This is a genomic window from Stenotrophomonas sp. 220_Sma (genome assembly GCF_056487375.1).
Genome location: NZ_CM151348.1, coordinates 2606184 through 2629283, shown reverse-complemented (window position 1 = coordinate 2629283; position 23100 = coordinate 2606184). Strand labels below are relative to the sequence as shown.

The following is a 23100-nucleotide window of genomic DNA, read 5'->3' as shown; positions in this document are numbered from 1 at the left end:
CCATGAAGCACCGCTCTACCGAACTTGTCCTGGCCCTGATGCTCAGCCTGCCGATGGCTGCGACGGCTGCTGCCGCTGATGCGCCGCAGGTCGCCGCCGCGAAGCCGACGGCCGTTGCGAACGTGAAGCCCGTCGCTGCCGATGCGCAGCGCGTGATCCCGCTGCAGGGCGCCTGGAACGTGCGTACCTTCGCCGGCCTGCAGGGCCGCCACGGTCCGATTCCGGCCGATGCGTTCGTGCGCACCGCAGACCTCGGCCGCCTCACCGATGCCGACCGTGATGCCCTGGCCGCGGCCGGCGTGAAGCTGGATATCGACCTGCGTACCGCCGATGAAGAGGCGCAGTCGCCGGACCTGCTGGCCAGGGATGATCGCTTTGCCTACCAGCGCATTTCGCTGATGGGCACCGAGAAGATGGACCTGCAGAAGATGATGACCAGTTTCCCGGATTCGCTGGGCGAAGCCTATGTGCAGTGGCTGGGCCACAGCCAGCCGCAGTTCAAGCAGGTGTTCCAGCGCATCGCCGCGCAGCAGGACGGTGCCGTGCTGTTCCATTGCACGGCCGGCAAGGATCGCACCGGCATCATCGCTGGCCTGCTGCTGGATCTGGCCGGCGTGCCGAAGTCCGAGATCGTGCACAACTACGCGATCTCCGCGCACTACCTGGAAGGGCAGCCAAAGGACAGCGCGATGAACGCGCAGATCATGGCGCTGGTCAAGCAGAACCCCGAGATCGCCCGCAAGATGGCCGGTATGGCCGGTACCGCACCGGACAACATGGAGCAGTTCCTGGCGGCGTTGCACAGCCAGTATGGTGGTGCGGAAGGGTACCTGAAGTCGATCGGAGTGAGCGAGCAGGAGATCCAGCAGTTGAAGGTGCGGCTGGGGCAGGCCGGCTGAAGACTGCCAGGCTGAAGGCAGGTGCCGGACAGCCCGGCACCTGCCGTGCGTCATCACGGCTGCTGCGGTGCTACCAGGATGGCGGCATCCAGTACCGGGAATGTCTGCGGTGCCTGGCCGGACGATGCGACCAGGCGGATCTCCAGCGTGATCGTTCCCCCATCGGCGGCATTCAGTGCCTGCAGGGCCCCCAGTTTCTGCGGCAGCGGCACCGCGAACGTGGTTGGGTGGCTGTGATCCATCCCGGCCATGGTCGGCCCGAAGAACGATACGGTACCGGCGTAGTACGGACTGTCGGCCGCCACGGAGGCGGTGCCCGCCGGTGCGTTGATCAGCACGTCGAACTCGCGCGTATTGTTCAAACCGCGTGGTCGCTCCAGGGTCACTTCGGCAATCAACTGGCGCGGGCCCGATGTGGTCAGGTGCGCGCGCACCGCCTCATTGGGGACAGCCACGCGGACGGCGCCATCGGAGCGTGTGCCGCGCACCAGCCGCACCGCACCGGCAGCTGCTGGCAGCGTGACCGCCTCCAGCATGTCGTTGCGGCGCGCGTAGACGTAGTCGTAGTCGAAGGCCGTGGTGGAGAAGAACGCGCTGGCCGGACGCTCGCCAACGGGCTTGCCCTGTGCATCGACGAAGAACCGGAACGGTTCGTTCATGAACTGGCGCCGCTGGTCGACGTTGACGGGCATGATCGGCTTGCCGCGGGATTGCTGCAGCTGGTTCCACACATCCCACAGGCGGTCCATGTTGGCGTGGTGCAGGTAGAAGATCGGATCGAGTGGTGACAGGAAGTTGGTCATGTTGCCGTAGGGGCCGGGATCGACCGCGCCGACGCCACCGATGCAGTTGTGCACCTTGTTGTGCGGGAATCCTTCCAGTACCGAGAATTTCGTGGCGCCGTCAGGCTGCACCACGTGCGAGGCCGTACGCGAGCTGGTGAAGCTGCGGCTGACATCGTCGTTGTAGAACTCGACCGGCGACAGCCCCGCGTGGATGGTGTCGGGAGACACGGCCGAAGCGGTCTTTGCATCGAAGCCGGGATTCTCGCGCCAGAGGTAGCGGGCGCCGCAGGTGATCGCATAGGCCGCATTGCCCGAGATGCCGGTCTTTTCCGCGACGCTGTAGCCGGTCACATCGTTCCAGACATCGTCTGCAGTGAGGTAGCCGCGGAACTTGAGCTGGCCGCGTTGGCCTGCATCCAGCGTGTCCCAGTAGCGCTGCAACGCCGGGCGCATGAACCGGGTGAAGACCGCCAGGTTGCGCGTATACGGCGCATAGGCGCTGTCAGTGGGCGTCAATACGCCGTCGAACATCGCCGGGGGAATCCGTGGCAGCTCGGTCCAGTCCCAGTAGGGCATGGCGAACTGCGGATCACCGCTGAGCATACGGATGGTCTGTTCGAAGTAGCCGACATAGCCCCGGTGCCAGACATAGAACCACCAGTTGCCGTGCGGGCAGTCCATCAGATGCACGAAAGCGTTGCGGAACCAGTTGCGTGGATCGTCTGCCGGCAATGCCAGCATGGCCTTGATGCCACGCGCGTAGCTGGCCAGCATGCGCTGGCCTTCGGGGCTGGTGACGTTGTAGCGGTGGTAGCGTGCCTGTGCGGCCTTGCCGGCCGGCTCAGCACCGCTGGCCCAGGCCCCGGGCGCCACCAGTGACGCCAATGAAGCGCTGGCGGTGGTGGCAAGAAAATCACGACGTGTGTAGCGCATAGCCTTCCCCCTGGTGATTGGTTGAACCGCGTTGGGTTACAAATCACTGGCAGGACCGGCGGCAGCGTGGCGGCCGGCCCGACGGGGACATCCAGCCCCGCCGCTTCCACCGGCAGGTGCAACGATGGCAGGGGTGGAAGTGGCGGTAGTATAGGCATGGCAAACAGAGCTGATCTGCGAAGCAGGCCACAGTCGCAGGCGCGTACACATCTGCCCGGCTGAAGCTGTTCACCGTCGTCGTTGCGGCGTTGTCGATCAGCCAGGCATGGCCTGGCTCTACTGGTCGGGTTTCACCCTTGCCACCCGTTTCCGGTACTCGTACACGTTGTCACCGCGTATGCGCTTTTCCTCGGTGCCGGTGACCCGGCCCACCTGCTGGTCTGAACCGGTCACGGGCTGCGCCTCGATTTCGGTCTCGTGCTCGAAGGAATGCGATTTGTCGGTGTTGCGGTAATAGCGGTACAGCGCCCAGTACAGCGCGGTTGCGCCGGCCGGACCTGCCGCCAACAGCCAGAGGCCACTGTCGTCGCTCATGTCGATGCCACCAGGAAGGCAATTGCGAGGGCTTCAATGACGGTGCCGGTGGCAAGGGCCGCCAGCAGCATCTTCCATTGCTGCACGGGCACGCTGCCCATGGTTTCGCCGGTACGGCCGTTCACCGCGATGTAGTGCAGCATGCCGCCGTTCTTGCCAGGCTGATGGTACGAGTACAGCCAGACCGGCAGGTACATCGACACCCAGCGGGTGCCATGCACCTCCAGCTGTTCCTGCTCCCAGCGCACGCCGCGGTTGTAGCGCTTCACCGAGCCTTCCACCTGTGCGCGGGCAATCGACAGCAGCTGGTCTTCCAGCCGCGGCCGCAGCTTTTCCACATCCAGGTTGCGCTTCTCCGAAGTGAAGCCGGCCAGGTAGGAGGCGTTCCATTTCACCGCGTTCTTGGTATCGAACGGCAGGATGGTGTTGATGATGTTGTTGGTGTTGGCGCGGGTATCCAGGTTGCCGCGCTCGGCCGAGGATTCCAGCGGAAGATCGTCGACGGTGAAATCGACCTGGCGTTCGACCTGGTAGACATCGGCGTCGTAGAGGGTGCGCTTGTTCTTCTCGCTGCCGACCGTGTATTCACGGGTCTTGATCTCGCCTTTGCCGGCCACCGCAGCGCTGACATTGCTGTCGACGATCATGTAGGGCAGGAACACGCCCACCACGTTTTCAGGGGTGAACTGGTCCTTGAACGCCTTCAGCGCGAACATCCGGCGCTTGTCGACGAACTGGCGGATGCGCGCGACCGCATCGTCCTTCTTGATGTGGAAGGGCAGCACCGCATCGGGTACCGCGCCATTGGCAATCTGCTCGTTGACGCCGAAGACGTGGCGGCACCAGTGGCAGCGCGCCGTCATCGTGCTTTCGGTGTTGACCGTGACTTCTGCGCCACAGCCCGTGCACTTGAACGTCATCAACGCCGAGGTGTCGGCATCGATGTCGCGTGCGCCGGAGGCGATGACGGTGCCGCGCAGCTGGTCGATGGCCTCGCCCAGCCCGAACTCCTCCTCGACGCGTGCGCCATGCCATTCGTGACGGCAGTACAGGCAGACCAGGATATCGGTACCGGCCTTGGGCCGGATGTCGGTGGCGCCGCACTTCGGGCAGCGGTTGAGGCCGTCCTTCAGCTCGCTGGCCGAAGTATGGATGGCCACAGGATCGGGCGCTTCCACTTCATCGCGGATGGCCTGTGGCAGTTTCGAGGTGTCCAGCGGGAAGCTGCCGGGCAGGGGAGGGACGTCCTGCGGCGAACCGGGCCCATCCAACGACGCCGCCGGCAAGGGCGGCGGCGTCGCGGGCGCGGATCCGGGCAGCGGCGGTGGGCCGTTTCGGGGATCGGACATGTTCGTTGTGCGTCCTGCTGTTACAGGCCCAGTGCCTTGGCTTTCAGGGCGTCATAGTCGCTCTGGGTGATCAGGCCCAGGTCCAGCATTTCCTTGGCCTTCTTCAGCTTGGCGACCGGGTCATCCGCGGCCGGAGTGACCGGCTGCTGCATGCCACCCACTCCGAACATGCCCGAGGCCATGCCGACGCCGACCAGGCCGGCCGCGCCGCCGTTCTCGCCGGCCGACTGGATGCCCTGGGCGACACTGGCCTGCAGGTTGGAATTGCCGCGCGAACCGGACAACGCATCGGCGCGCTGCACAGTCTTCAGCAGTTCGCGGGTATTGGCGTCGTATTCAATCGAGACGATAGCGGTCCTGACGATGGCCAGGCCACGGTCGGACTTCCACTGGTAACCCTGTTCGACCGCAGCCGACAGGCTCTGCGCGAAGCCCAGCGAGTCCTGCTGCAGCTTGGTGATGCGGTTGCCCTTGCTCGGGTCGTTGGTATACAGGCTGAAGGCCGGCGCCAGCGAACCGACCACTTCATTGAACAGCTGGCTGGCCGCGGCGTTGTCCAGATCGGTGAAGTCGAACACCTGTCCCGGCTGCAGGTAGCTGGCCGGTACGAAGTTCTTCACGAACAGGATCGGGTCGACGATCTTCAGCGTGTACGAACCACGGGTGACCGCGCCGACCTGGGTATTGAGGAAGCCGTCGTCCCAGTAGATTTCCGATTGGGTGCCGAAGCGGTTATCCGGCAGTTCCTTCAGCGAGACGAAGTAGGCTGCCTGCTGCGAGCCCGGCTGGCCGCCGAACTTGAAGCGCTCCCAGCTCTGCTTGATGAAGGTGCTGACCAGGCCGTCGCCGGCGAAGATCGACTGCGAGTTCAGGTCGTCAGAGCGCCACTCGTAGCCGCCCGGTTCGGCGACGAACGCGGTGATCGCGCCGTCCTGGAACAGCAGCAGGCCATAGCCCTCCGGCACGATGATCTTCGAGCCATTGGTGATGATGTTGGACGAGCCGCTGGTGTTGGAGCCGCGGCCGGCATTGGTGCCCTGCGGCACCGCAGCGAACAGGGCCGCCGTGGACGGCAGGCCCGCCGGCACGGTGTAGAAGTCCTTCCACTGGTCGGCCAGCACACCGCCAACCGCACCCTTCACCGCCTGTACCAGACCCATGACCAACTCCCTGTGATTCGAGGGCAGGCACCATGCCTGCCGAGCTGGACTGAATATAGCAGTGGCCGGGGGCGGCTGTGGTGCCGGTGGGTGAATGGGCACCGTGGAACCTCTGTAATAGTCCGGTCGTTGATTCTGCCGCCGACTCCGGGCCTAATCGGTGGAGGGGCAATGACGTCCCAGCCGACGCTGTGTCGGGTCTAGCCAAGGAGGGTGCAGAGCATGCAACGCCACATATCCGAAGGGCGTAGTGCGCAGTACTACGCGCTTATTGAACCGTTGAACGAGCCAGAGGAAGGCGAAGAAGATCGAGGGGCGCCGTTGCTCATTGATGCGATTCCGGTAGATGGAGCGAAGAACTATCTGGAGTCAGGGGCGGATCTCCCCTCCCTTGATTTCCTGCTGGCATATGCGGAAGAGGGGAGGGGGCCATCCGACCAGCCTCTGTATGAGACGATCCAGCTGATCACACTCTCCGATACTCCCTCCATCGGGGCGATCCCGGTGTCAACGGCCGTTCTGGACGATCGTGGTGACGGCGAGCGAGAGCAGCTGTTCATGACGATTGAGAAGATGTCGCCTCAAGATGTTGAGGTCTGCGGAACAATAGGCAGGTTTTCCGTCGGCAAGCCTGCAAGTGAGGCTGGCATCAGAAAACTGCTGAAGAATGCAGAAGCGGGAGCACCCCATGGCATCGCGATCTATGATGTAGGCCAGGCAAACTTCAACGCGGTTGTCGATTGCAACGAACATCCTCGCCTCTTCTTTGATTTCGGCCGCCCGATTGGGCTCAAGGCCAGAACCAAACCACTGCTTGTCAATTTCAATCCGCTTGCGTTCAATCATGCTGAACCAGTCGTGCTCTCTCATCTGGATCAGGACCATTGGCTGTTTGCTGTGGAGTCCGGTCGGGCAGCCTGGGACTCAACAGAAAAGTACTGGAAAACAGCCCCGAAGTATCGCGATAGTGCCCTGCAAAGGAAGTGGATTGTCCGTCTGCCAGAGGGTGTTCTGTACTGGGGAAGCCACATTCATTTCCTGCGGACGCTAGCGAGTAATGGTTCACTTTTCGTCTGGCCTGAAGGGAGTGTCCACATTCAAGGGGCGAGCATCGGAATATGGTCCTGTTCGCCCTCCGCCGGCTCACCGAACACCCAGAGCTACCTGAAGAACAACAGCTCGCTGGCACTCAGGGTTGATTCTGCACATTCCGCCGCCGTGTTGTGTGGTGATGCCGACTACGGCTCATTTGCCCCAGGAGTTTTCGTTGGTGTAACTGCAGTAGTCGCTCCACACCACGGCGGATGCATCCAGTTCGGAGCGACACCAAATGTGCGGGGCCCAGGTCGCATGGTCCTCTCGACATATGAGAATGCCTACCCGAGCGTGCCCCATGACCAAACCATCGCCGATGCGCTGAACAACGGCTGGTTCGTAACTCGCACGGATGCAAGACATAGCTGTGGCCGATGCGGCAACGTTCATGGCCACAAGTACATTCCACTCGCTGGAACCCAGCCAGAATGTGGATGTGGAGTTGTCACTTCTGCGCAGATCTGCCTGCCGCACGTGCAATAGGACTCCAGCTGGCTACAACATGTACGGAATCTTGAACGCCAACGTGAAGTCCGGCGCATCCGGGGTCAACCCGATGCCCAGCAGCGTCACCAGCGTGGTGTGCTGGTTCAGCGCATAGGTCACGCCCAGGTTAAGTGATGCCGCGTTGGCATCACTGCCGATTACCTTCATCCACTTGCCGCCCTGGAAGCGGGTGGAAGCGCGGGCGCTGATGCGGTCACTGAAGGACAGGCTCAGGCTGGTCCGCTCGTTGAATGCGAAGGCCACGCCTGCGCCGAAGTACACCGAGCCGCCCAGCTTCACATCGCCCGGGTTCACCGTGTCCGGATTACTGTCGATGTCGTTGAACCCGCGCGGGATGGAGTGCACGTAGCCGATGTTGGCAAACAGGATGGCCGGGTCGGCGGTCTTCACCATCGACAGGCCCAGGTTGGCCTGCCATACGCCATTGCCAGTGGGTTGCTCGCGCGGCACGGCGAAGCGGATGTAGTCGTCGTCATCGCGCTCGATCACCTTCCAGTCCAGGCCGTAGGGTGCGCGCCCGGTGGGGGCGGTGACGCCGGCGGTAAGCACGGTCTCAGGGCGCCAGCCGCGTTCGCCGAACAACCGGTAGTTCGCACTGAGGCCGATATCACCCAGGCCGTTGCCGTTGGTCTCTTCCTGTGCAATGGCGGCCGCTGCTCCGCCGGCGCCGCCCTTCTGGTATACGGTGCGCCGGGCCAGGTAGGGCACGTCCAGGTTGAGCGTCAGGTTCGGGCTGACACCCCAGCGGGCCGCCACGTTGTAGGTCAGCGAGTCGGACTCCACGTTCTCGATGGCGATATTGCCGAGGAAAATGGCGTCCAGCGCGAGGAAGCCGTTGAGGGTGAGCTGCTTGCGGTCGTAGCGGGCGTAGGTGAGGCTGTTCTCGATGGTGAAGCGGCGGGAGAACAGGGCCGATTGCTGTTGCTTCACGTCGTCCACGCTGCGCCGCGACTCCTGCTTGGCCTGTTGTGCCTCGGCGGCGGTACTGGCGTAGCCCTCGCTGCTCGGAGGGACCGCGGCGGCGGCCGCCTGCGCCAATGGCGCGGCCGGTGGGGCTGTGACCGGGCCAACCCGCCCGCTCAAGCGCGCCTGCATGGCCTGGACCTGCATGTCCAGTTCGCGCAACCGCCGCACTTCCTGTGCGTAGTTGGCCTTCAGCTGTTCCAGCTGGTTGGCCAGGGCCTGCACGTCAGCGCCATCGTCGGACGTCGGCGGTGCGGCAAGGGCGGTTCCCGCCAGCGCCGCCAGCGCCAACGGGGTGATCCTCATCAGGGTGTGCATGTTGGTGTCCTGCGTTGTGGAGCGTTTCCCCCAATGCCACGCCCTGTTACTGGCCTGGCCCCATGCCGCGGTTCAACGCAATCGCCTGGGCCACGTTCTGGCTCAACGGCAGGTTGCTGCCCACGGCGTTGCGCACCAGCTCCAGCCGCAGCTGGTTACTGGCGATCTGGCCGTCACCGGCGAGGGCGATACCCTGGCCGACGCTGCCATTGCGGATCCACTGCTGCACCAGCCCCTGGCCATCCACCTGCAGCAGCAGGCGTGCCTGGTTGCCTTCCAGCACGGTGGTCGCGCTGGCGCCGGCCTGCTGCGCGGTGACGTTGCCTGCGCCATCAGAGAGAACGGCTGGCACGCCACCCTCGCGGACGGTCAGCGTGGTGACGTTGCGCGCGACATTGCCATCGCCGGCCACCTGCACGCTCTGCACCAGGCCGCTGGCGTTGGCCAGGCCGCTGCTGTCGATGCTGCGTCCGTGGGTATCGGGCAGCGGCGCATCGGCTGCCGTGACATGCACGCTGGGCTGGAAACTCAGCTTCGGCGCACCACCACCACGAAAGTCCATGCCCAGGGTGAGGCTGCCCTGCAGCGTCGCGCCGTTGCTGGCCTGCCACTGCGACACCATGGTGACCCCGAACCAGGCAACGTTGTTGCCACCCACGGTGTAGCGCCCCCGCATCAGGCTCAGTTCCGGGTCCGGAATTTCCTTCAGGCCGCGACCGGGAGCACCCTCTGCCGCCTGCAGGGGCAGGGAAGGGAAGGCCAGCAGCAGAGCCATCATCATCGGTTGGCGGAACATGGTCGAACCTCCTTCAGAACAGGTCGGCGTGGCTGAAGCCGAAGTCGACCAGTTCGGCGTCGGTGATCGGCCCTTGCCGCGCGTAGAGCGCGCGGGCGCTTGGCCGTTCGCTGGGTTGCAGAAGAGCGGTGTTGCGATCGAAGTCGCTGCCGATCACCACGAAGACCGCGCGCGATGGCCAGGCGGCCAGGAACTCCGGAAGGGCCAGGCTGCGGTTGCCCAGGATCGGGTCGGCCACTTCCACGATGCCGTTGCGCACCTGCTTGAGCACCACGAAATGGCGGAAACCGCGCACGTCCATCAACACCAGCCCTGGCACGCGAAGGGTGCGCAGTCGTGTTTCATCGATGCGGTAGCCCCGACCACGCATGCCCAGCGATTCCACGTAGCGCTTGATGTCGAGCAGCGAGAAGCCGCGCTCGGCTACCAGAGCGGGATCGGAGACCCCCATCATTCCCTCGATCACCGTCGCCTCGTCGGTATCAAGGTGGTAGGCGTGGCGCAGGATGGTGGCCAGCGCGGCGGCCCCGCAGCTGTAATCGGTGTGCTGCCGCACCACGTTGCGGTAGCGCCGCTCCTGCATGCTCTCCACCTTCTGCTGCAGCAACGCGCCATTGGGCAATACGCCGCTGAAGCGCACCTCGCCCGCCCACGCGGAGGCAGTACCCAGCAGCAACAGCATCGCCAGCAGGCGCATCGAGAGGCGGCAACGGATCATCACGTTCTCCGGCAGCAGGGGGGAGCCCCTGTCCCAAGGGGGAGGAGGAACAGGGGCTCCCGGGGACCCGGCCATTGGCGGACGGCCGGGGTGTTGCGCTTACTCGCCGCTGCCGCCACCGCCGCCGGTGCTGGGCTGGGCGACGGCCAGGGCCAGGCTGTTGGCCTGCAGGTTGCCGGTGCCCGCAGCAACGTTCACGCCGATGTTGCCGGAGGCGCCGGAGAAGGCACTGCCGGACAACGCCGAGGTGTTGGTGGCGTTGACGTTCACCCAGCGCGTGGTGCTGACCGTGCCGCTGAGGCTGGCGTACAGATCGGCCACGCCCAGTTCGACGAACTGGCTGGTGCCACTCTCACGCGTATCGAAGCCCAGGCCGCCCACTCCCGGCCGGTTGGGGTTCATCGTGGCGTTCTGGATCTCGTTGTCCAGGTCGATGTGGCCGGTGCTGTTGCCACCCGGATGTGGCAGCTCGCCATTCCATGTATCCAGATAGTAGTTGGCCATCTGATAGGCGTTGCCGGTGCCGCGGTAGGTGCCCGCGCCATAGGCCAGCGTCAGGCCGCTGACGCCGCCACGCATGCCGACCTGCACGGTATCCGTGTAGGACTGCACGAAGCCGGCATTGCTGACCGTGTTGCCGGTGGAGACCTGGTTGGAGCTGATGCTCGACTGCGCCACCGCGGTGGTCGCTACCGAGGCCGCGAGCGCGTTCTTCTGCTCGTTGTTGTTGCCCGAGGCGATGTTCACGCCGATGTTGCCCGAGGCACCACCGAAGGCGTTGCCGCCGAGACCTGCGGCGTTGGTGACCCCGGAGTTCATGGTGGCGTTGCCGAAGCCGGCCTGGTTGACGAACACCTCGGCGTCGGCCATGCCGAAGCTGAAGGACGCGTCGGCAGCGGACAGCGACGCGGCATTGTCCTGCGCATTGTTGTCGCCGGAGACAACGTTGAAGCCGAGATTGCCCGAGGCGCCGGCACCCACGCTGTCACCGATGGAAGCACTGTTGGTGACCAGGCTGTTGCTGGTGGCGTTGTTGCTGATCGACTGGCGGTTGTCGATCACGGCAATGGCCGCCGAGTCGAGGTCGATGTCGCCGGTGATGTTCGGGTCACCGGAGAAATTGATGTCGGTGCTCAGCCGCAGGTCCTTCTCCAGGTTCACGTCGACGCCGTGGTTGTTCTTTTCCTTGCGTTCGTCGGCCTGGATGTTGCTGTGTTTCTGCACATTGACATTGACGGTGCGGTTGCGTACGTCGTTGTCGGTGTGGTTGTGGGTGTCGTTGCGGGTTTCGCTGACGGTGTGGTTGTGATTGATGTTCGCGTTGGCGTTCTGGTTGTCCCAGCCATTGGCCGCAGCGGCGGTCGAGGCAGTGGCAATCGCCATGGCGAGCATGGTCTGTTTGACGGTCGCTTTCATGGTGCCCTCTCTCTCATCAGGTGGTGCATCGGTTGGGTGGTTGTCACGGGCGGTCCTGCACGACCAGGCCCAATACGTTGGCCGTGTCGTTGCCGTTGCCCGCGATCTGATTGAGTTGCAGGACCCCGTCGAATCCCCGCAGTGCGGTGCTGGCTACACCTGCGCTGCGGGTGCCCGTCGCGACGCCGTGACCGGTGTCGTCCCGCCCCCCTGCCAACACGGAACCCTCGGCGGCCAAGGCCGTATCGTCGGTTTCGCGTATGCCCTGTCGGGCCAGCGTCGCGCTGACGACGTTGAGCGTCGTGTTGGCGATGCCGCTGGCCTGGTTGATGGATGCGATGCCACTGGCACCGGCCAGTGCGTCACCGCCAATGAATGCAGTGGCCTGCAGCGGCCCGGACAGCATGCGGTTGCCCTGCTGCAGTTGCCGCGCATTGATCGCGACGTCGGCGCGATCACCCTTGGCGATACCCCGTAGGTTGGCCTGCACGTTGAGGTCGCCGGCGGCCTGGTTCACGGCGATGGCGCCATTCGTTCCGGCAAGTGCGTGGCCGTCGATGCGGGCCACGTCGAGATAGGCGAGCATGCCGCTGTAGTCATCGGCCCGGGTCGCCCAGGGCGCGGCAGCGAGCAGCAGAAGCAACCCGTGCAGCGCCTTCATTTTCCACCTGCCGGGGCCGTGCCCTGCAGCGGGAACTGGGCCAGTGCGCCGCGCACGGTATCGGCGATACCGCGGGTGCTGCTGCCGACCGCACCGAGCGGTCCACTCATGGCTCCCCCCAGATTGCTGCCGACCATGCCGTCGCCACTGCGGCCCAGCGTGCCGCCCAGGGCCTGCTGGGTGACCCGTTCAACGGTGGTACCACCCGGCGCCGCGATGGACGCGGCCTGGCCGGCGCCCATGCCGGCATAGTCCTCATCGCTCAACTCGTCCATGCCGGTTGTTGTGCCGCCGGCACCCAATGCGGTGGCGATCTCGCGCTGCGGCTTCGGGTCGGCAATCAGCGCCATGCCCGGCGGTGCCATGCGATATGCCGGGCGTGCAGATACATCCCGCAGCAGGACGATCTCGCCCGGTTGTGCCTTCACGCCTTGGCGGGCGCCGGATGCGGATGCGCCCGCGCCAACCGACAGCAGGGCCACTGCCAGTGCTGCGGCCAGGCCGCGAATCAGGGTGGAGCCGTCCATGCCGATCTCCCGCGATGGGTGCGGCGGAACCACGCATCAACCGTGCCAACTTCGAAGTGCCCACCGGCCAATGTCGGCACCGTGCCGCACCTGACCGGGCTGCTGCCACGCTGTTACAGGCACGTCGTGGAATTGTTGGGATTTCGAAGCCCCAGGCACCGCAGGGCAAGGGCCGCGGGCGACTGTCGCATCCGTGTTACAGGTGGCGTCGCGGTCTGCAACGGTGCCGCTTCAGCCAGGAATTTCTTGACGCACTGCTCATTGCGCCGCCGTTTAGGGAAGCGCTAGGATCCGCCCAACAAAGGCCGCCCCGGTGGCCGTAGAGGTCCCGGCGGGGGGGGCGGCACGCCGGTGATTGCCTGACAGTCCGCCGACGGTGTCCGGATGCTGGGGGAAGCATGGCAGCGGTCCCGGAGGCTTCAACGTCACGTTGCGTGCTCTGGTTTGGCGAGCCGTTGGCGAACGAGCGCAGTGCGCTGGCGGCAGCAGGCTGGTATGTGCGCAGCATCCGTCCCGATCCCGCCATGGCGATTGGCCTGCGCGGGCGCGATCGCTTGCTCGCCGTGCTCGATCTGCGCCACCTCGATGCGGTCGCGCTGCAGCTGCTGGTACCGTGGATCGAGCAGCACCAGCATCTACCCTGGCTGGCGGTACTGCCACCGGGTGCCGGACCTGCTTCAGCGGCCTGGCTGCCGTTGCTGCAGCGATGCCGTGCCCGCTTCACGCTGCCGTTCGGCCTGCAGGATCTGGTCTGCGCAATGCGCCAGCAGTTCGACGCAGATGATCCGCCTGTCGACGCAACCTGCAGCGGGCAGGGACCGCACGCATTGATTGGTGAAAGCGCTGCGCTGCATGCGGTGCGCACGGTGCTGCACAAGTTCGCGCCGGTGGAGCTGCCGGTGCTGGTCACCGGCGAAACCGGTACAGGCAAGGAACTGGCCGCACATGCGCTGCATGCGTTGTCGGGGCGTGCTGGGAGGCCTTTCATTGCGGTGAACTGTGGTGCGATTCCGGCCAACCTGGTGCAGTCGGAGCTGTTCGGCCACGAACGTGGCTCGTTCACCGGTGCCGACAAGCGGCAGATCGGCGTGTTCGAATCCGCGCACGGCGGCACGGTGTTTCTGGACGAAGTCGGTGACCTGCCGTCGGAGGCACAGACCAGCCTGTTGCGTGTACTGCAGGAAGGCACCTTCGAGCGCGTCGGCAGCAGCCAGCCGTTGCGGGCGGATGTGAGAGTGCTGGCTGCCACCCACGTGGAACTGGAACACGCGGTGGCGCAGGGCCGGTTCCGCAGCGATCTCTACTACCGTCTGAACGTGCTGCGCCTGCTCATGCCACCATTGCGTGAGCGCGGTGCCGATGTGCAGCTGCTGGCCGAACACTTCCTGCGCTGTTTCCGGCAGCGCCACAGCGTGCGTGCACGCGGCTTTGCGCCGGCCGCACTGCAGGCCATGCGGCGTTTCGAATGGCCCGGCAACGTACGCGAACTGCTGAACCGTGTGCAGCGTGCAGCGATCATGGCCGAGGGCGAGCTGATCAGCGAGCGTGACCTGGAGCTGGGCGCATCGGTGGCGGTCCTGCCTGGGGCGATGCTGCACGATGCGCGGGGCCAGGCCGAGCGCGATGTGCTGCTGCAGACCCTGCGCCAGACCGGCTACAACGTTTCCGAGTGCGCGCGGCAGATGCAGATCTCGCGGGTGACGGTGTATCGCCTGTGCCGCAAGCACCGGCTGGAGCTGCCTGCGCAGCGCTGATCAGCCGGCCGCCAGGTGCTTGAACAGGCGCAACGGCTTGCCCGTGACGCGCTCGATCACACCCTTGGCTTCCAGGTCCAGCTGCACGGCCTTCAACCACCAGCCGGCGGTGGCGCCTGCCGGGAACAGGGCGGTGGGCAGGTGCGGCAGCAGCGCCTGCTTGGCCTGCGCAACGGTCAACCCTGGCGGTTTCGCAGGCAGGGTCTGCAGCAAGGCATGGCGCATGGCGAGATACTTGGCACGATCCACGCGCTGGATGTGCCCGGGCGTGGTGATGCTCTCGATCTCGATCCGCTCCGGCTCAGACATGGCTATCTCCCGCGACTTCGATGCGTGGGCTGCGGAAGCCCATGGCGATCCACGCCTTCATCAACCGTGCATGGAACCGCAGCGACCGGGTCTGCAGGTTCGGCACATCGTCCGGAAGGACAGACGCATCAGGAAGATCACTGACCATCGTCCGCATCTCCACGACGGGTCTTGCCGATACGGGCCACAACAGGCCATACAGGCTCAGCCAATGGCCGCCCATGAACTCCAGGAACAGCGGCGTATTGCAGCAGCCCGCCAGGACGCGGCGGCTGCCGCCCCTGCTGGACAAGCGCAACGCACGCAGCATGGAATGTCCGGCATCGATGCTGACGCGATCCTTGCGGTGCATTACGAAAAGCGTCTGGCCATGCGGGCCCAGTACTTCGGGTGCTCGGGGCAGCGACTGCAGCATGGAGCCGGCCTTGCGGCAGCTTTCGCAGCAGCATTCGACGGTGGCAATGGGTTGGCCCGTGGCGGTCAGGCGGACCTGGCCGCAGGCGCAGGCAAGGGACTGATGGGAGGGCATCTGCATTTTCTCCTGGGGTATTCATCCTCTCGACGAACCGGGGCGCCGGGAATCGACAACATCCGCCTTCAAGGGCGCTTCATCCGGTAGCGGATGCGGTACAGGTCCAACCCTGCACCGTCCGCACGCCGCGCCGAATAGGTCAACGTGCCGGGTTGCGAGCCATCCAGTATCGCGCCGTAGCTGTCGCTGGACGCCTCGTTCAAGGGCGAGGGCAATACATGGCCCGCGTCATAACGGCCTCCACGTTCGTAGGCAATGAACTGGCTCACCGGTGCGCTGCCGAAGTCGAGAGCGCGGGCAAAGACCACAGTACGGCCATCCCCGAGGAAGGTGGCATCGAACTCCTGCGCCGAGGTATTGAGGTCTCCGGGCAGCGGCCGCGCGGGCTGCGCCACGCCACGGACCATCGCTGCGACGTAGAGGTCATGGCCACCCGCACCGCCTGCACGATTGCTGGAGAACAGCAGCGTGGCTGCGTCTGGTGAGAGCATCGGCGCGAACTCATCGGCCGCGCTGTTCACTGCGGGGCCAAGATTGACCGGTTCCCCGAATCGGCCGTCGCTCCCGACGCTGACCCGATACAGATCGTCGCCGCCTTGGCCGCCTGCTCGATCCGAGCAGAAATACACCGCGCGGCCATCGGCGGAAAAGGCGGGATCGAAGTCACGTCCCGGCGTGTTGAACGGCACCGGCGTCGCCGGCCGCCAGCGCTGGCCGTTGTGGCGCGAAACCCATATGTCATACCCGCCCGGACCGCCGGGCCGGTTGCGGCTGAACCACAGCGCGGTCTTTCCGTCCGGGCTCAAGGTCAGTCGAATCTCATCGTACTGCGTGGATGCAATGCCCGGAGCAAAGCGCTCGGCCGGGCCGACGATCTGCAGCACCCTGGATGGAGACGCGCAGGGCGACGCAGACACCAGCAGCATCACGGCCAGCAGCGCCTTCATGCCTGTCGCTCGAAGTCGCTGACCCAGTTGGTTTCCCAGCTGCGTCCACCATCGGTCGAGGCCGCCTGTTCCCAGCGCGCCGAACGCGGGGTAATGCGTGACCAGATCACCCGCGTCTGGATCGCTCGTCCGTCGTGCTGGTCTTCGCCGAAGAAGCGACCGACACCGGCCTCGAAACCACCGCGCAGCGGCGCACCGATCCGGGTCGGTTCCCGGCCATCCAGCCACCAGCTCAGCCAGTGCCGCTCAGCCGCATTCCAGGCGCGGATGCCCATGCCGCGCAGCGGCGCTCCTGGCACGTCCATCAGATTGTCACCTACGTTGCCGAATCCTCCCAGTACCGGCCAGTTGTGCAGGGTGCCGTTGAACGCGTCCCACGCATCGCTGCCTGCCAGCCGGGCGCGCAGGCGACGATGGCGCACGTTCCAATGGCCCACCAGGAAATCAAAATCGCCCGGTGCATCCGGCAGCTTCGGAAGCGGCGAGGGGGCCGCAGCCGTGCGGCGGAACCAGTTGCGCCAGTTCACCTCCCAGTGCGCACCGGCGTCGTCGGAGAATGCCTGTTCCCACCACGGCTCCTCGCCATGGATGGCGTGCCACCGGAACCACACGTCGATGGGGCGTCCGTCGATCCGGTCGGTGCCGCGGAAGCTGCCGGCATCGCCCTTGAAACCGCCGCGTACGGGGGCTTCGATATGGGCAGGATTGCGGCCATCGATCCACCAGATCGACCACGTGGAAGACACCGGATCAAAGGCACGCACGCCCAGGCCCCTGTAGGGATCCGAAGGCAGTGCCATGACGTTGTCATCGATGGTGCCGAGCCCGCCCAGGGTGAGCCAGACCGCGCTGGCGCCGGTGAAGGCTTCCCAGCGGGTATCGCCCACCAGCCGCTCCTTCAGGCGTTGGTGCCGGACCTGCCAGGTGCCCTGCAACCATTTCCAGTCTTCGCTGTGACTGGCCAGGGCCCACCCGGAGGGCAGGGTGGTGGACGCGGCCGTGGCGGCCAGGGTGACCAGGAACTGCCGTCGATCCATATGCGTGATCCCCTACCGAAGGTGCCTCCATCGTTGCGGGTACGAAGGGGATTGACCACGCAGATATCGGGGCTCAGGCTAAGCCACACTTATGGTCACCCAACGCCAGCTGCCATCGCTTGCCGCCATCCGCGCCTTCGAGGCGGCGGCGCGGCTGGGCAGCTTCGCGCGTGCCGCCGAGGAGCTCGACACCACTGCGGCATCGGTGAGCTATCACGTGCGGCGGCTGGAGGCCCAGACCGGTACCTGCCTGTTCCTGCGCCACGCACAGCACGTGGAACTGACGGTGGTGGGTGCCAGCGTCGCGCAGGAAGCCACCCGGGCATTCGACGCACTACGCGCCAGCTTCATGCGCGCCGCTGGCATGGATGCGGAGCGACTGCGCCTGTCCGTACTGCCAACGCTGGGCACCAGTTGGTTGACGCCGCGGCTGGGTACGTTCCGCGCCCGCCATCGGCTGCTCCTGCTGGAACTGGATCTGTCGGCAGAGCCGCAGGATCTTGCCGCCGGCCACTTCGATGCCGCCATCCGCAACGGGCATGGCGAGTGGCCTGGGCTGCAGGCCACGCCCTTGTTCCCCAGCGTTTTCATGCCGTTGTGTGCGCCGGCGCTGCTGCCGGCGGCCCGTGGGCTGGGCAGCACCGCGCTGGAGATTCCCCTGCTCGGTCGGCCGGACTGGTGGGCCCTGTGGTTCGCCGCGCACGGGCACCTTCCACCGCCGGCACCAGGGAGTCTGGTCACGCCCTTCGCCGTCGAGCATCTGGATGTCGGTGCCGCGATCGCAGGGCAGGGCATCGCCATCGGTTCGCCGATCCTGTTCCAGGCCGAGCTGGAGAGCGGGCGCCTGGTGCAGGCGCATCCGGGTGTCGCCAGCGACGGTCGCAGCTTCTGGTTCGTGGCGCCCTCGGCGCGGAGTGGGAGCGCCAAGGTCATCGCATTCCGTGACTGGGTGGTCGAACAGGCCGCCGAGGCACGGCACGCAGCACGCCATCATCTGGCGCAAGCGGTGACGCCGTGAACCAGAGCCCCGAACTGCTGCGACGACTGCTGCGTGCCAAGGACCGGATGGACCGGGCCAGCCATGAGGAATGGCCAGTCACACGCCTGGCCGAGGTCAGTGCGGTGTCGCCGGCGCACTTCGCCCGCTCGTTCAAGCAGGCATTCGGGTTGCCGCCGCACCGGTATCTTCTCAGCCGCCGCATCGAACGGGCCGTGGCGATGTTGCGTGACACCGACATGCCGGTCACCGAAATCGCCGTGCAGACCGGGTGGAGCAGCCTGGGCACCTTTGGCCGCATCTTCCGTGACATCACCGGTGACAGCCCGGGCAATGTGCGTGAGCGTGAGCGTGCAGGCCAGGCGGCGTCGGCCAGCGTGCCGGAATGCCACGCACGTGCCGCACAGCGACCGGACCTTAAGATCGCAGTTTTGGAGAAGCGTCGCCGCGAGGCGGTTGCTAACGTGGACCCCACCTGAGGGAGGTCCCATGACGAACACTGTGAACACGGTCGGCCTGTATGTGCGCGACCAGGATGAGGCGCTCGCGTTCTATGTCGGCAAGCTCGGCTTCGAAGTGCATACCGATGTACGCAACGGCAGCTACCGCTGGCTGACGGTACGCAGCCCGGGCCAGGACGGTTTCCAGCTGGGCCTGTTCGTGCCTGGCCCGCCCACCCACGATGCGGCCACCGCGCTTTCGCTGCAGCAGCTGGTGGCCAAGGGCGCAATGCCGCCGCTGGTGCTGGCCGTGGATGACTGCCAGGCGTGCTACACGCAATGGCTGGCGCTGGGCGTGGAATTCACCCAGGAGCCGATCGAGCGCTATGGCGCCGTGGACGCCGGATTCCGCGATCCATCAGGCAATGGCTGGAAGATGATCGAAGCCCGCTCCGAGACGAGGCGCCGGCAATGAGCCGCGGTGGCTGGGCACGGCCCGTGCACCGTTGGACCTCGATCGTGTTCACCCTGGCGGTGATCGCCAACTTCGTAGTGCGCGCGATGGGACAGGGCGAGCCTGCGGCGTGGCTCACCTACTCGCCGTTGCCACCCCTGTTCCTGCAACTGTTCACCGGCCTTTACCTGTTCGTGCTGCACTACGCCGGAAGGCGCCGCAGCGCCGCACTCGGCGCTACGGGCTGAGGCAAGGTCAGGCGACCGCGTCGACCGCATGGGCGGCAAGCAGGGCGGGCAGGTCTTCCATGCGCTGGAAGATCACCTGTGCACCCGCCGCACGCAGGGCCTCCGGCGTACTGTGGTGCGGACCGCCTTCACTGAAGCCGAACACGGTTGCGCCAGCGGCCACACCGGCCGTTGCACCGGTAACAGTGTCCTCGATCACCGCGCAACGCTTCGGGTCCACGCCCAGCGCAGCGGCGGCGGCCAGATAGACATCCGGATGCGGCTTGGTGTGCGGCATGTCCTGGCCGCTGAACACGTGGGCCCCGAAGGCATCAAGGATGCCGACCTTGCCCAGCTGCAGCTTCACCTTGTGCAGATCGGCGCCGGACGCGCAGGCAATCCGGCCGCCGGTGAGCACCGCGATCGCACGCACCGCCTCGGGCGCACCCTGGATGGCAACCAGGTCACGTTCCAACGCGCGGTTGCGCTGCTGGCGGAACTCTTCCAGCCATTCCTCGGTGAACGGCTTGCCGGTGCGTTCTTCGATCAGGCCGGCCAGATGGGCCACGGACTGGCCCAGGAACACCTCACCGGCCTGCGCCGGGGTCAGCGGCCAGCCGCGCTCGGTCAGCATTTCCGAAAGCACGCGGGCGACCAGCGGCTCGGAATCAACGAGTACGCCATCGCAGTCGAACAGCACGGCATCGAAGGGGAAACGGGACATCTACAGCTCCTTGAAACAACAGCCATGGGGGCGATCAGCGGGTATTTTCCCACGGTGGAGACGGAACGAACGCCTCGACCAGCGCATCCACTGCGGCACGCACCTTGGGAGCAAGGTCGCGGGTGGTAGGCCAGAGCGCATGCAGGGGCGCGCCCGCGCTACCCGAGGCAGGGAATACGGCCACCAGTGCGCCGCTGCGCAGCGCGTCCCCCACCAGCCAGGTGGTCGCTTCTGCAATGCCCAGCCCGGCCAGCAATGCGCTACGCAGCGCATCGCCGTCACTGATGCGGTGGCGCCCTTCAATGCGGTGCTGGACAAGCCCGCCGGAGCCGTCCGGCACCGTCCAGGGCAGCGCGTGCCCCTGCCGGCCGAAGGTGATGCAGTCGTGTCCGGCAAGATCCTCGGCGCGCACCGGGACGCCACGTGCCGCCAGGTATCCGGGTGCAGCGCATATCACGGCATGCTGGCGGCCGAGCGCCCGGGCAGAGAGCGAGCTGCTGTCGTCAAGCGGCCCCAGGCGGACGGCCAGATCGACGTTTTCCTCGAGCAGATCAACCCTGCGGTCGGTGAAGCTGACATCGAGCTGCAGCCGCGAATGGCGTTGCGCCAGTCCGATCAGTACCGGCATCACCCAGCGCTGCCCGAACGCTACCGGCAGGCTGACCCGCAACAGGCCGGAAACCTCTTGCCGCCGCGACGCTGCGTTGGATTCGGCTTCGTCCAGTTCGGCCAGGATGCGCCGGCAGACCTGGTAGAACTCGGCGCCCTCGACAGTGAGCGCCAGCCTGCGCGTGGTGCGATCCAGCAACCGGGTGCCCAGTCGCCGCTCCAGCGTGGCCACACTCTTGCCAACGGCCGATTTGCTCAGCCCCATGCGCAGGCCGGCTGCGGTGAAGCTGCCGGCGTCCACGGCCTGGACGAACACACTGATGCCCTGCAGGCGCGCCGCACTGTAGCTGGTCATATGCGTCAATTGGGGAATTTATGGATTCAGTTTATCGACAATATCCCGTCACTGAACACCTCCTTGCGTCAATAGACTTTCCTGGCGCACTTCCGCGCGCCAATGAGTGATTTCCCATGTCTGTTTCGACCATGAAGGTCTGGGAGCTCGATGCCCCGGGCCTTGCTCACCTGCGCTGCGTACGGCGCCCCATTCCCAGGCCAGGCCCTGGTGAGGTACTGGTCAAGGTCGGTGCCGTGTCGCTCAACTACCGCGATCGCCTGGTGATCGACGGCGGACTGTTGTCCGGTCCGCTGCCACACCCGTTTGTTCCCGCTTCGGACATGGCCGGCGTCATTGTCGAAACCGGAAGCCCAGCGCGACGCTTCAGCGTTGGCCAGCGGGTGATGGGCAATTTCTGGACGCAGTGGCTCGATGGCGCGCCTCCGCCCGAGATGCTGCAGCACGGACTGTCCCTGGGCGGTCCGCTGCCGGGCGTGCTGGCGGAGTATGTGGTGCTGCCGGAGGACGTGGCAGTCGCTACGCCCCCCTCGTTGTCTGACCTGCAGGCCAGCACGTTGCCGGTGGCGGCGCTGACGGCCTGGTTTGCACTGGTCGAGGCCGGCCAACTCGCTCCTGGCCAGACCGTGCTTGTGCAGGGGACCGGTGGCGTTTCCTTGTTCGGGATGCAGTTCGCCCAGCGGCTGGGAGCCCGGGTAATCGTGACTTCACGCAGTGACAGCAAGCTTGCCCTTGCAGAACGGCTGGGTGCATGGGCGTCGATCAACACGCGGCAACATCCTGCATGGGGCGCGCGAGCGATGGAGCTGAGCGGAGGGCAGGGCGTCGATCATGTGCTTGAGCTGCTGGGAGGCGGCAACCTCGCCCAGAGCGTGGAGGCGCTCGCAGTGGGCGGGCACATCCTGCAGATCGGCTTCCTCGAGGATCCCGACCTGCACATGCCGGCGGTTCCTCTCATGCTGCGCCGCGCGACGCTGAAGGGGGTTTCGGTTGGCCATCGCCAGGCCTTCGAGGCGATGAACGTCTTCATCGAACGCGAGCGCCTGCAGCCTGTCATCGACAGCGTGCATTCGTTCGCCGGCCTGCCTGCGGCACTGGCAGCACTGCAGCAGGGGCCGTTCGGCAAAGTGGTGGTGCAGGTGGCAGAGCACTGAATCCAACTGCGCCGTGCCTGTCCAGGCGAAGTGCGCCTGTGCGGCCGGAATCCCGACCGCACGGGCGTCCTGGCAGCTCAGCTCAGATCACAGCCCGCCGGCTGCGGCCAAGTGGTGGCCGGCAGCATGTTCTTCAACGAAGCGGGCGCATTGATCGCCACATAGCTGGCGCCCAGCAGCTCCTCCAGGTCGGCGATGGTCACCAGGTAACTGTCCAGGCTGCCCAGGTTCGCTTCATTCGGGATGATCCAGCTGATCGCCTTGGCGGTGCCGGTGTTCGGATCGCGGGTGATGATCGTCTTCCAGAAGAACTCCGGGGTCGGAATGCCGTGGCTGGCAAGGAAGTAATCGTTGGACGCGTCGCCGTAGACCACGCCGCCGTAGACATCCACCGGCGCGATGTCGCGGTAGCACTCGGCCACGTTTTCGGCCTTCACCCAGATGCCCTGGTTGAAGCTGGAAACCTGCGGAACGATGTTGGACATGTAGTTGGCGCGACGGATGTAGGTCGCGTTGTAGTCCATGTGGTTGGAGGTCACCAGATGGCCGCGGTCATAGCCGCTGCGGATGCTGGCATACGACGCGGTGCTGTTCTGGCCGAGGCAGCCGGCCGGCAGGTCGGGGTCTTTGTAGAAGCTGGACGGGCGCGCGGCGGAGCCGGTGTCGGCGGTGAGCGTGTACTCGTAGCGGGTGGCGCTGTGGATGCTGCAGTCGTAGGTGAGCACGAAGCCGCCCTTGTTGAGGGTGACGACCTGGGCCTGGGCGGCACCGGCGAAGGTACTGAGGACGAACGCGAAGAAAAAACCTGCAAGGCGCATTGCGATTCTCCAGCAGAGGATTCAGGACGCAGCCGTCCGCCACGACCGGGCCGGAGCGAGGTCATGTGAGGACACTGCGTAG

The 23100-nt window shown here is 65.7% G+C and carries 25 protein-coding genes; 8 read left to right on the top strand and 17 right to left on the bottom strand.

Annotation, left to right across the window (positions count from 1 at the left end):
- The first annotated feature begins 2 nt into the window (after window positions 1-2).
- Window positions 3-899: a tyrosine-protein phosphatase gene (locus tag ACZLIB_RS12310; protein WP_197615906.1), complete on the top strand. Its 897-nt coding sequence runs from the start codon at window positions 3-5 to the stop codon at window positions 897-899.
- A 53-nt stretch (window positions 900-952) separates the two neighbouring features.
- On the opposite strand, the gene ACZLIB_RS12305 is transcribed toward ACZLIB_RS12310, so the two are convergent.
- The 4 genes from ACZLIB_RS12305 to ACZLIB_RS12290 all read right to left on the bottom strand — a co-directional run bounded on the left by ACZLIB_RS12305 (window position 953) and on the right by ACZLIB_RS12290 (window position 5660).
- On the bottom strand, window positions 953-2617 hold the full coding sequence (locus tag ACZLIB_RS12305; RefSeq protein WP_478467728.1) for a tyrosinase family protein: 1665 nt from the start codon (window positions 2615-2617) through the stop codon (window positions 953-955).
- Window positions 2618-2893: 276 nt separating this feature from the next.
- Window positions 2894-3151, bottom strand: a complete 258-nt coding sequence (locus tag ACZLIB_RS12300) for a hypothetical protein (RefSeq protein ID WP_032127215.1) — start codon at window positions 3149-3151, stop codon at window positions 2894-2896.
- Window positions 3148-4500, bottom strand: a complete 1353-nt coding sequence (locus ACZLIB_RS12295; RefSeq protein WP_478467726.1) for a TFIIB-type zinc ribbon-containing protein — start codon at window positions 4498-4500, stop codon at window positions 3148-3150. The genes ACZLIB_RS12300 and ACZLIB_RS12295 overlap by 4 nt, the downstream gene beginning before the upstream one ends.
- A gap of 20 nt (window positions 4501-4520) precedes the next feature.
- A complete protein-coding gene (locus tag ACZLIB_RS12290; protein WP_279911851.1) occupies window positions 4521-5660 on the bottom strand; it encodes an SPFH domain-containing protein in 1140 nt (379 codons plus the stop codon).
- A 222-nt stretch (window positions 5661-5882) separates the two neighbouring features.
- Between ACZLIB_RS12290 and ACZLIB_RS12285 the strand changes: the two genes are divergently transcribed.
- On the top strand, window positions 5883-7238 hold the full coding sequence (locus ACZLIB_RS12285) for a ComEC/Rec2 family competence protein (protein ID WP_478467724.1): 1356 nt from the start codon (window positions 5883-5885) through the stop codon (window positions 7236-7238).
- 12 nt (window positions 7239-7250) lie between these two features.
- Here the strand turns inward: ACZLIB_RS12285 and ACZLIB_RS12280 are convergent, their stop codons facing one another.
- From ACZLIB_RS12280 to ACZLIB_RS12255, 6 genes are all read right to left on the bottom strand, one after another.
- On the bottom strand, window positions 7251-8543 hold the full coding sequence (locus ACZLIB_RS12280) for a transporter (RefSeq protein ID WP_032127219.1): 1293 nt from the start codon (window positions 8541-8543) through the stop codon (window positions 7251-7253).
- A gap of 46 nt (window positions 8544-8589) precedes the next feature.
- A complete protein-coding gene (locus ACZLIB_RS12275) occupies window positions 8590-9339 on the bottom strand; it encodes a hypothetical protein (RefSeq protein ID WP_478467722.1) in 750 nt (249 codons plus the stop codon).
- A 13-nt stretch (window positions 9340-9352) separates the two neighbouring features.
- Complete coding sequence (locus ACZLIB_RS12270) at window positions 9353-10057, bottom strand: C39 family peptidase (protein ID WP_032127221.1); 705 nt, start codon at window positions 10055-10057, stop codon at window positions 9353-9355.
- 99 nt (window positions 10058-10156) lie between these two features.
- Entirely contained in the window at window positions 10157-11473 is a 1317-nt protein-coding gene (locus tag ACZLIB_RS12265; protein ID WP_012511147.1) for a hypothetical protein, read from the bottom strand.
- Window positions 11474-11516: 43 nt separating this feature from the next.
- Complete coding sequence (locus ACZLIB_RS12260) at window positions 11517-12134, bottom strand: hypothetical protein (RefSeq protein ID WP_049401490.1); 618 nt, start codon at window positions 12132-12134, stop codon at window positions 11517-11519.
- The gene (locus ACZLIB_RS12255) at window positions 12131-12661 is read right to left on the bottom strand and encodes a hypothetical protein (protein WP_164079503.1); all 531 of its coding nucleotides are present in this window, start codon (window positions 12659-12661) and stop codon (window positions 12131-12133) included. Before ACZLIB_RS12255 ends, ACZLIB_RS12260 begins: the two co-directional genes overlap by 4 nt.
- A 398-nt stretch (window positions 12662-13059) precedes the next feature.
- On the opposite strand from ACZLIB_RS12255, the gene ACZLIB_RS12250 reads away from it, so the two are divergent.
- The gene (locus ACZLIB_RS12250; RefSeq protein ID WP_279911845.1) at window positions 13060-14415 is read left to right on the top strand and encodes a sigma 54-interacting transcriptional regulator; all 1356 of its coding nucleotides are present in this window, start codon (window positions 13060-13062) and stop codon (window positions 14413-14415) included.
- Here the strand turns inward: ACZLIB_RS12250 and ACZLIB_RS12245 are convergent, their stop codons facing one another.
- The 4 genes from ACZLIB_RS12245 to ACZLIB_RS12230 form a co-directional block, all read right to left on the bottom strand.
- Window positions 14416-14724 carry a DUF6958 family protein gene (locus ACZLIB_RS12245; RefSeq protein ID WP_049401493.1) on the bottom strand — a complete coding sequence of 103 codons (309 nt, stop codon included), beginning with the start codon at window positions 14722-14724 and terminating at the stop codon, window positions 14416-14418.
- The gene (locus ACZLIB_RS12240) at window positions 14717-15259 is read right to left on the bottom strand and encodes a GFA family protein (protein ID WP_478467720.1); all 543 of its coding nucleotides are present in this window, start codon (window positions 15257-15259) and stop codon (window positions 14717-14719) included. Before ACZLIB_RS12240 ends, ACZLIB_RS12245 begins: the two co-directional genes overlap by 8 nt.
- A gap of 62 nt (window positions 15260-15321) precedes the next feature.
- A complete protein-coding gene (locus tag ACZLIB_RS12235) occupies window positions 15322-16203 on the bottom strand; it encodes a TolB family protein (RefSeq protein ID WP_478467719.1) in 882 nt (293 codons plus the stop codon).
- Window positions 16200-17240, bottom strand: coding sequence for a hypothetical protein (locus tag ACZLIB_RS12230; protein WP_049401496.1), 1041 nt, complete (start codon window positions 17238-17240; stop codon window positions 16200-16202). Before ACZLIB_RS12230 ends, ACZLIB_RS12235 begins: the two co-directional genes overlap by 4 nt.
- Window positions 17241-17331: 91 nt before the next feature.
- Here ACZLIB_RS12230 and ACZLIB_RS12225 point away from each other — a divergent pair, with 91 nt between their 5' ends.
- Genes ACZLIB_RS12225 through ACZLIB_RS12210 form a run of 4 tightly spaced genes read left to right on the top strand, consistent with a single transcriptional unit; the run spans window position 17332 to window position 19379 of the window.
- Window positions 17332-18258, top strand: a complete 927-nt coding sequence (locus tag ACZLIB_RS12225) for a LysR substrate-binding domain-containing protein (protein WP_478467717.1) — start codon at window positions 17332-17334, stop codon at window positions 18256-18258.
- Window positions 18255-18716: a helix-turn-helix domain-containing protein gene (locus tag ACZLIB_RS12220; RefSeq protein ID WP_285302054.1), complete on the top strand. Its 462-nt coding sequence runs from the start codon at window positions 18255-18257 to the stop codon at window positions 18714-18716. Before ACZLIB_RS12225 ends, ACZLIB_RS12220 begins: the two co-directional genes overlap by 4 nt.
- Window positions 18717-18726: 10 nt before the next feature.
- Entirely contained in the window at window positions 18727-19152 is a 426-nt protein-coding gene (locus ACZLIB_RS12215) for a VOC family protein (protein ID WP_121503347.1), read from the top strand.
- Entirely contained in the window at window positions 19149-19379 is a 231-nt protein-coding gene (locus ACZLIB_RS12210) for a hypothetical protein (protein ID WP_049461076.1), read from the top strand. Before ACZLIB_RS12215 ends, ACZLIB_RS12210 begins: the two co-directional genes overlap by 4 nt.
- Window positions 19380-19386: 7 nt before the next feature.
- Here the strand turns inward: ACZLIB_RS12210 and ACZLIB_RS12205 are convergent, their stop codons facing one another.
- Both ACZLIB_RS12205 and ACZLIB_RS12200 read right to left on the bottom strand, forming a co-directional pair.
- Entirely contained in the window at window positions 19387-20082 is a 696-nt protein-coding gene (locus tag ACZLIB_RS12205) for an HAD family hydrolase (RefSeq protein WP_049401501.1), read from the bottom strand.
- A 34-nt stretch (window positions 20083-20116) separates the two neighbouring features.
- A complete protein-coding gene (locus ACZLIB_RS12200; RefSeq protein ID WP_049401502.1) occupies window positions 20117-21046 on the bottom strand; it encodes a LysR family transcriptional regulator in 930 nt (309 codons plus the stop codon).
- 116 nt (window positions 21047-21162) lie between these two features.
- On the opposite strand from ACZLIB_RS12200, the gene ACZLIB_RS12195 reads away from it, so the two are divergent.
- Window positions 21163-22200 carry a zinc-dependent alcohol dehydrogenase family protein gene (locus ACZLIB_RS12195; RefSeq protein ID WP_369352550.1) on the top strand — a complete coding sequence of 346 codons (1038 nt, stop codon included), beginning with the start codon at window positions 21163-21165 and terminating at the stop codon, window positions 22198-22200.
- Window positions 22201-22277: 77 nt separating this feature from the next.
- Here the strand turns inward: ACZLIB_RS12195 and ACZLIB_RS12190 are convergent, their stop codons facing one another.
- Window positions 22278-23018: a DNA/RNA non-specific endonuclease gene (locus ACZLIB_RS12190; protein WP_182266108.1), complete on the bottom strand. Its 741-nt coding sequence runs from the start codon at window positions 23016-23018 to the stop codon at window positions 22278-22280.
- Between the last annotated feature and the right edge of the window lie 82 nt (window positions 23019-23100).